We start from the raw sequence: 8091 nt of genomic DNA, 5'->3' as shown, positions 1-8091 counted from the left end.
CACACAGCGCATCTACCATTAAAAGAAGGATTGCGACAAAAGTTCTTTGTTTATCTCCATAGCTTTTTTTAAAAAACACACACAGCGCATCTACCATTAAAAGAAGGATTGCGACGGCAAGGCATTAGCCTTGCTTTTTTATTTTAGTCCCCGTTGCTTATCATCCTGCATAGGCGTAGCCTGTCATCTCTCACCCCCGGCAGTTTGTCATCTCGAACCGAACGCAGTGAGGTGAGAGATCTCAGAGCCACCAAACCACAAAAAGCAAAAGATATTTCTCGCTTGCGCTCGAAATGACAAAAGGTAGGATGCCTGAAATAACAAGGGGAAGAGAACGAAATGACAAAAAGAGTAAAGCCCGGAAGCAGGATAAAGAAACATGGCACCGGGCTGCACGTGTGTGCCGCTTATGTTCAAAACCCTCTGCTTTGAGCCATCCGTGAAATGTCCTGCAATTTTTATAGCTTTGCGCCTTGTGTAAACCATTCGTTTTTTTGCCATGAATGTAGATTTAGTTTTGAACAACTTTACCAATCCGGCTTTTTTGTTTTTCCTGCTGGGGATTGTGGCGGTACAGCTGCGCAGCGACCTGCAAATTCCCACTACCTCTTCCAAGTTTCTTTCCTTGTACCTGCTTTTTGCCATTGGCTTCCGGGGAGGGCAAGAGCTGGCACACGAGCATTTTTCATGGAGTGTGGTAGGGGTCATAGGTTTGGGGCTGGCTTCTGCTGTCGTGATTCCGCTTTATTCCTTTTTTATTTTGCGCCGGCGTTTGAATGTATATGATGCCGGGGCGGTGGCGGCTTCTTATGGTTCGGTCAGTGCCGTTACTTTCGTGACAGCCACGCTCTTTTTGGAAAGCATGCAACAAAGCCTGCACGGCTATATGGTAGCCACCATGGCCATGATGGAAGCCCCGGCCATTATCGTGGGTTTGTTGTTGATCAACTTCTTTGGCGATCGTGCCGAGCGTGTAAGAAAACGTGTGGCCATACACCATGCTTTAACCAACGGCAGCGTGTTGATGGTGTTGGGCAGCTTGTTTATTGGTTTGCTTGCCACCGAAAAGCAGGCGGCGGGCATTCGTCCTTTTACCAATGATATATTTCAAGGTTTTTTGGCGCTCTTTCTGTTGGATATGGGCGTTGCCACCGGCAAAAACCTGAAAGCCTTTTTTAAATACGGCTGGTTTGCCTTGCTTTTTGCCCTGCTGATGCCCTTAATCAACGGCGTGGTGTTTGCCTACATGAGCGGATGGTTTACCGATGTGGTGTCTGACCGCTTCTTGGTAAGCGTGTTGGCAGCCAGTGCTTCTTATATTGCGGTGCCGGCAGCCATGCGCATTGCCGTGCCAAAAGCCAACCCGGGTTTGTTTTTGCCTATGGCTTTGGGCGTGACTTTCCCCGTAAACATTACCATAGGCTTGCCGCTTTACTATGCCCTGGTGTCAAACTTTTAACAGCCGGTCCATCCAGGCAAAGTAAGTGTTGTGGAAGTTCTTTTTACTGCTTTCTGTATATTGAAGAAACGCCTGCGCCACCGGTGACAGGCGTTTTTCTTTGTGCCAAACAAACTGCCACTGCGTTTGCAGGGGAAAATCGGGCGAGTCGATCAGCTGCACCTGCTCGAGCAACAGCTCGTTGCGCAGGCTGACAAGCGGTAAAATAGCCCATCCCATATCGGCTATGATGGCTTGCTTGATGGCATCGCTTGAGTTGAACTCACTGAAGCGGTGCGGTTGTATGCCTTTTTGCTTCAAATAATCTTCCGTGATTTGACGGGTGCCGGAGCCCGGCTCGCGCAGGAGCGCCGGGGCTTGTTGCATCACTTCTTCGAAGCGCAGCTGCTGCCAACGCGACTGCCGCCCCATGACAGGCACCAAGTAATTGGGCATGAATGCTTGGGTGTTGAGAGGAACGGAGGTGGGCGGAAGGGTCATCAGGGCGAAGTCAATGCGGTTTTGTTCGAGGTCTTCGACCACCTGGCGCTTGTCTTTGACCCACAGCTCGATTTGTACTTGTGGATAGTAGCGGTTGAAATCCCTGATAAGAAAAGGCAGTAAATACTGCCCGGTATGCACGGCCGACAAACGCAGCTTGCCTTCTACCAATCCCAAGTAAAGCGCCTGCTTTTGCTCTATCTGTTCGGTCATGGCAAGCACTTCGCGTGCCAAGGCAGCTATTTCCTGCCCGAAATCGGTGATGTGCAGCCGACGCTGAACCACTTCATACAAAGGCAGTTGGAACTGATGCTGCAGGTTTTTGAGCTGCACCGACACCGCCGGCTGGGTCAGATGCAGGGCTTCCGCCGCCGCCGTGATGCTGCCTTTTTCTACCACTTCCAAAAAGATGCGCAGCTGATGCAAAGTGTAGTTCATAAAATTTGTTTATGATAAGCATTGAAAATTTAAATAAAAACTTATGAATTGAAAAAACTACCTTTGCAAAGGCATTAAAAAAATGTTATATGGACACCTTAAAGAAAGTAACTTATTGCGTAGGGGATGGAATAGGTCCCGAAATCATGGAAGCCGTGCTTTCTATCATGGAAGCAGCCCAAGTGCCTATTGAGTGGGAAGAAGTGGTGATTGGCGAAAAAGTGTATTTGTCGGGCAATACTTCCGGCATCAGCAGTGAAGCGTGGGATACCATCCGGCGCAACAAGGTATTTTTGAAGGCCCCCATTACCACACCGCAGGGCGGCGGGTATAAGAGCCTGAACGTAACCATTCGCAAATCTTTGGCGCTGTTTGCCAATGTGCGCCCGTGTCGCAGCTATGCGCCTTTTGTGGAAACCAAGCATCCGGACATGGATGTTATCATCGTGCGCGAAAACGAAGAAGACCTATATGCAGGCATCGAGCATCAGCAAACCGACGATGTGGTGCAGTGCCTGAAGCTCATCACACGGCCGGGTTGCGAGCGGATTATACGCTATGCTTTTGCCCTGGCCCGTCAGCAAGGACGCAAAAAAGTGACTTGCTTTTCCAAAGACAATATCATGAAGCAGACCGACGGGCTCTTTCACCGGGTATTTGACGAAATAGCACGCGAATATCCCGACATAGAGACCGAACATATGATTGTGGACATCGGGGCGGCTCGTTTGGCCGACACGCCCGAACGCTTCGACGTGGTGGTAATGCCCAACCTGTATGGCGACATTTTGTCGGACGTGGCCGCACAGATTTCCGGTTCGGTAGGCATGGCCGGCTCTGCCAACATAGGTGAGCAGTGTGCCATGTTTGAAGCCATTCATGGTTCGGCGCCCGATATTGCCGGGCAAAACATTGCCAATCCTTCGGGCTTGCTGCAGGGGGCTATCATGATGCTCAACCATTTGGGCTTGGGCAGCTACGCCGAAACCATTCAAAACGCCTGGTTGCGCGTGATTGAAAAAGGCATCCATACAGCCGATATTTACCGCGAGGGGGTAAGTACACAAAAAGTATCGACCAAGGGCTTTGCCGAGGCAGTCATTGCCCACTTGGGCGAGAAGCCCGTGCAGCTCAAGCCGGTGAGCTATGAAGACGGCCTGCAGATTCAGATTCCCAAATATGAGCGCCGCCCACGCAAAAAAGAGCTTTTGGGGGTAGATGTGTTTGTAGATTGGGACGGCAGCAATGCCAACGAGCTGGCCGAAAAACTGCAAGCCATACAGGGCGAGCACATGCGCCTGAGCATGATTACCAACCGTGGGGTGAAAGTATGGCCCAACGGCTTCGACGAAACCTTCTGCACCGACCACTGGCGTTGCCGCTTCGAGTCGGCAGAGCCGATAGCCGCTGCCGAAGTGCCGGCTTTGTTGCAGCGTGCTTTGGAAGCAGGTATTGACGTTATCAAAACCGAAAACCTTTATACCTTCGACGGACAACGGGCTTTCTCTTTGGGACAGGGACAGTAAACAGGGTTCAAATAGACGAAAGCCGCAAAAACAAAAGGGAGCCACGCTTGTGGTTCCCTTTTTTGCTGTGGTTGACCGGCGGGCAGTCATTCTTGTTTTTGTTTTTTAAAGGACGAAAACAAGATGCCCACTTGTAACTGATAGCGGTTTTGTGCAAGCACTTCGCCGGCCGACAGCTTTTGGTCTATGGGGCTTTGCACAAGAAAGCCCACCTGCACTTTTTGTTTGAAAAACAGGTCCAAGCCGGCCACTGCATTGTGCGAATAACCGCCGGTGCTTTCCATCACCTTCCGGCTGTTTTCATCTTTTTGTATCCATTCGCTGTAAATGCCGGCATGTGGCATGATGCCGAAGCGGCGCAATTGATGAATGTAGAAGAATTCGGTGTTTTGTGTAAGGCGATGCCCGAAGCGGTAGTGGTCCCGGTTCGCCGTGTTGTGTTTGTAGCTCCATTGGCTGCTGATGCCCCATCGTGTGAAACGGAACGTATAGAGTGCCGACAGCAGGAAGTCCCAACTGCCCGTGCCTATTTGAAAGTTGGGATTGGCGGCCGGGTCGTTGTAAAGGTCGCCTTGGGAGTCATACACACCGGTGGGGGTTTTTACGCCGCCGCCCAACCAAAAGGCATGCTTCCAGCTTCTGACACGGGTCGTGTCTTGTGCCGTGTCCCATACACGATACATGCCCATCACCATGGCGTCGCCCATGCCTTGCAGACTGCTTTGGCTGCGGCTGCTTTCCACTTCGCGAGTATGCAGCCCATAGGGCACGAACACCATGACCTGCACGCGCGGGTGCACGTAGAACCGCCCCCATATTTCGGCAATATGGAATTGCTCTTGGGTGCGCAGGTAATCGGAGTTGACATGCGAGCGGAAGCCCGCCTGACGGTAGCGCAGCCCCACAAAATGGCGATGAAACTGCGGCATGATGCCGAAGTAATAGCTGCCCGCCCCACAGCCGCATATCTCGCAGGCTTGGGTATTGCTTACAGGAAGCAGGGCAATGACGAGTAAAAGAATGAAGTAACGCATGGCATAAGGGGTTTTGGGGGGTTAGAACTCAGACAAGCGCGGGTCGCGCACAAATGATTCATCGTTCAAGGTTTCGAGAAAAGCCAGCAAGGCTTCTTTTTCTGTTTCGTTTAGCGGAATGCCCACACGCCCGCTTTGTTGCAAGCGGGGATCGAGGGTGGGGGAGGGCTGCACGCCACTGTTGTAGTGTTCGAGCACTTCGTTTAAGGTGCGAAAGCGCCCGTCATGCATGTAGGGGGCAGTGTAGCGCAGGTTGCGCAAGGAAGGCACCTTGAATTTGTAAAGGTCCGAAGGCTGCAAAGTGATGCGGTAGCGCCCCGTATCGACGGAGTCCGCCCCTTCGATGCGCACGCGGCGCGGTGCCAAACCATTGTTCCGGTAACTGAGGTCGGTGAACAATACACCGGCGTGGCAGTCTGCACACTTTTGTTGAAATATGCGCAGCCCTTCCTGCTCCAAGAGACTGAGGGTGTCGCGTCCCTGCAAATAGCGGTCATATCTTGAATTGGCAGAAACCGCCATGAGTTGAAATTGTGCCAAGGCCATCAGAAAGCGGGCGGTGGTGATTTCTTCACTGCCGAATGCTGCTTTGAACATTTGGCGGTAGGAGGCATCTGCGCGCAGTTTTTCAAGCACATTGCTCAACTTTTCATCCATTTCGTTGTGTGCTTCAATGGGCGAGATGGCAAACAGGTCGAGTTGAAACACGCCCCCATCCCAGCCAAATTCTTTGTGCCATGCCAGGTTCATTACCGGCGGCGCATTGCGCAGCGTCAGTTGGTCGTCGATGCCGTGGCTCAGGTCGTGCCCATGGTGGGTAAAGGCAGAGGTAGGGATATGGCAGCTGCCACAGCTGATGCTGTTGTCGCGCGACAGGCGCGTATCGTAGAACAGCCGTTTGCCCAGTTTAAAACCGGCCGTGGTGACAGGGTTACGGCTGAAGTCGTAAGCCGGTGGCGGAAAATGAGCAGGCTGTTGCCATTGGATGGGCACTTCTTCCACCTGTTGTTGGCATGCGCTGCAAGCCAACAGGCACAGGTACAGCAAGAGGTGCCTCGTTTGCTTGATATAGGCTGGCTTCATGGCTTTTCGTTTTTTCAGGGAAGCGGGAGCACAGGCTCCCGCAGAAGGTTAGTCTTCATGAATGTGGTCCAACACAAACATCTCTTTGTAATTGTCGGCAATGGCAGTGGCGAAGGAGTTGAACATAACTACGGGGTGCTCAGCTATCTTCAATGAAGTGCTGCCGTTGAAGAACTTCAGCACGTCCACAATCAAATGCAGCGAGGGGGTGTGGTCGCCGTTCACCATGACAGCTTCGCCAAACTCGATGCGGCGGCTTCTGATGCAGTTGATGCTGGGGGTATCGTAGCCCCCATAACCGCCAATATGGTATTTGAATACATTGCCGCTTTCAGAAGACTGTGGCGAGGTGCCTTCGAACTTCACGAAAATATAGCCGGGGTTCCAGCTCCAGTACATATCCTGTGCCTGTCCGGCGGGGTCCAGCACGGGCGGGCGCTCCGATACGTCTTTGGTGGACATCAGGCTGTCCACGCCAATGATAAACTCAATGGCGGTGTATTTGCCTGCAGGCAGGTTTTCGACTTGTATTTTTTGCAGACTGTTGTCGGTGGGGTCTATCAGAAAATAATTTTGCTCTGCCGGCAACACATACTCACTTCCATCTTCTTTGATAAGGCGGAAGTTGCTGACAAAATATTTGAGCAGGGTAGGCGTGAACGACTCCCCACTTGATGGGTTGGTGAAGCTTTGATTGAGCGCGAAACGCTCGGTGCCCACAAAATGGTCGAATTTGATTTCCAGCTTACCGTTGGTTTGAGGCACCGCCTCGTCTTTTTCGTTCTTTTGGCATGCAGAAAGTGCGGCCAGGATAAATAGCGACAATATGAATAGCTTTTTCATGAGTTCTTTCTTTTGGGTGTTTGAAAATGACAATGAAAGGAATGGAAAGGCATGCGAAACAGCTACACAAAGAGCTTGTGTACACTGTCCGGACCTTCGTTTGGACATAAACATGCCCGGGGCTTGCGCAAAGTCAAGCTTTGCACAGCATGGCGGTACAACAGAAAGAACTCAGGCTTTGGGCGGTGGGGGCAATATGTCCGCAATGAAGCCATACCGGTGCATTCTATAGGGCGGAAGCAGGGGCAGTGCCCGCAGCCATGCTACCGGTAAAACATATAGGTTGGGTGCATGAAAAAACCAAGGGTGAAAGACGAACGAGGGTAAGCCAGGTGCTTCTTGGGTTTGTGCGTGTTCGGCTTCGGCTGCCAACAACTTTTTGTGTAAATAACACTTGCCTTCACAATGCATGATGGCATTGTTGCGGTTTTCACAGTACAAACGCGCAATTTCTTTTTTGTGCAGCAAGTAGTGGATTTGCCACATCTGCCCCTGAAAAACATACAAGCCCATGACTGTCAGGTAGCAGACAGCCATCAGGCGGAGTAAGCGTATGTTGGTCCTTAGCGTTTGCACGATTGGGGCTCTAATGATGATGTGGTAAAAATAATGTACGCCACGCCATGCAGGCAATGACGGTAATCATATGCTTGAACGGTCTGCAAAAGCCATTGAACGGCTGTTTGGGTGGCGAAGGTAGAAACTTTGATCGTTTCGGACAAGTGTTGCAAATTTAAAAATGCTTATTTACCTTTGTGGTTGTATATGCAACTATTGTATATTGCAATGGAATTTCAGGTAGAAGATTTATATAATTTGTTGGTTGGACGCACCTCTACGGCTATCGGGCGGCGCCTGCTGCGCAACTTTAAGGCGCACGGCCTGGATATCAGCCAAGAGCAATGGGCTGTGCTGGTAGAGCTGTGGCGCGAAAATGGGCAAATTCAACAAGAGCTTGCCGTAAAAACCTATAAAGACAAGCCCAGCATCACGCGCCTTATCGATAAACTGGAGGCGCAGGGTTTGGTCCGGCGCCATACCGATGAGGGTGACCGGCGCATTAAACGGGTGTTTTTGACCGAAAAAGGCAAGGCGCTCGAAAAAGACGCTATGGAAATGGCACAAAAAACACTTGATGAAGCCATTAGGGGCATCGATGCGGACAAAATATTGATATGCCGTGAGGTGCTGTATCAAGTTTATAAAAACCTTGAGGAAAGTGAATAGT

At 51.1% G+C, this 8091-nt stretch carries 8 protein-coding genes; 3 read left to right on the top strand and 5 right to left on the bottom strand.

Features of this window, described 5'->3' with window-relative positions; all coding sequences use genetic code 11:
- Nucleotides 1-499: 499 nt before the first annotated feature.
- Nucleotides 500-1459 carry a sodium-dependent bicarbonate transport family permease gene (locus K384_RS09865; protein WP_038031878.1) on the top strand — a complete coding sequence of 320 codons (960 nt, stop codon included), beginning with the start codon at nucleotides 500-502 and terminating at the stop codon, nucleotides 1457-1459.
- Here K384_RS09865 and K384_RS09860 read toward each other — a convergent pair.
- Nucleotides 1448-2377 carry a LysR family transcriptional regulator gene (locus K384_RS09860; RefSeq protein WP_038031877.1) on the bottom strand — a complete coding sequence of 310 codons (930 nt, stop codon included), beginning with the start codon at nucleotides 2375-2377 and terminating at the stop codon, nucleotides 1448-1450. The genes K384_RS09865 and K384_RS09860 overlap by 12 nt on opposite strands.
- Nucleotides 2378-2466: 89 nt before the next feature.
- Here K384_RS09860 and K384_RS09855 point away from each other — a divergent pair, with 89 nt between their 5' ends.
- A complete protein-coding gene (locus K384_RS09855; protein WP_038031876.1) occupies nucleotides 2467-3903 on the top strand; it encodes an NADP-dependent isocitrate dehydrogenase in 1437 nt (478 codons plus the stop codon).
- Between the two features lie 86 nt (nucleotides 3904-3989).
- Here K384_RS09855 and K384_RS09850 read toward each other — a convergent pair whose 3' ends face one another.
- The 4 genes from K384_RS09850 to K384_RS09835 form a co-directional block, all read right to left on the bottom strand.
- Nucleotides 3990-4937 carry a hypothetical protein gene (locus K384_RS09850; protein ID WP_051633308.1) on the bottom strand — a complete coding sequence of 316 codons (948 nt, stop codon included), beginning with the start codon at nucleotides 4935-4937 and terminating at the stop codon, nucleotides 3990-3992.
- A gap of 21 nt (nucleotides 4938-4958) precedes the next feature.
- Nucleotides 4959-6020 carry a cytochrome-c peroxidase gene (locus tag K384_RS09845; protein WP_038031875.1) on the bottom strand — a complete coding sequence of 354 codons (1062 nt, stop codon included), beginning with the start codon at nucleotides 6018-6020 and terminating at the stop codon, nucleotides 4959-4961.
- Between the two features lie 48 nt (nucleotides 6021-6068).
- Nucleotides 6069-6863 carry an MbnP family protein gene (locus K384_RS09840; RefSeq protein WP_038031873.1) on the bottom strand — a complete coding sequence of 265 codons (795 nt, stop codon included), beginning with the start codon at nucleotides 6861-6863 and terminating at the stop codon, nucleotides 6069-6071.
- Nucleotides 6864-7034: 171 nt separating this feature from the next.
- Complete coding sequence (locus K384_RS09835; RefSeq protein ID WP_157630126.1) at nucleotides 7035-7439, bottom strand: hypothetical protein; 405 nt, start codon at nucleotides 7437-7439, stop codon at nucleotides 7035-7037.
- A 210-nt stretch (nucleotides 7440-7649) separates the two neighbouring features.
- On the opposite strand from K384_RS09835, the gene K384_RS09830 reads away from it, so the two are divergent.
- Nucleotides 7650-8090: a MarR family winged helix-turn-helix transcriptional regulator gene (locus K384_RS09830; RefSeq protein ID WP_038031904.1), complete on the top strand. Its 441-nt coding sequence runs from the start codon at nucleotides 7650-7652 to the stop codon at nucleotides 8088-8090.
- Nucleotide 8091: the final 1 nt, after the last annotated feature.

The organism is Thermonema rossianum DSM 10300 (genome assembly GCF_000426825.1).
GTDB lineage: Bacteria > Bacteroidota > Bacteroidia > Cytophagales > Thermonemataceae > Thermonema > Thermonema rossianum.
The sequence above is the reverse complement of the archived record's forward strand: the minus strand, read 5'-3'. Positions and strand labels throughout refer to the sequence as shown.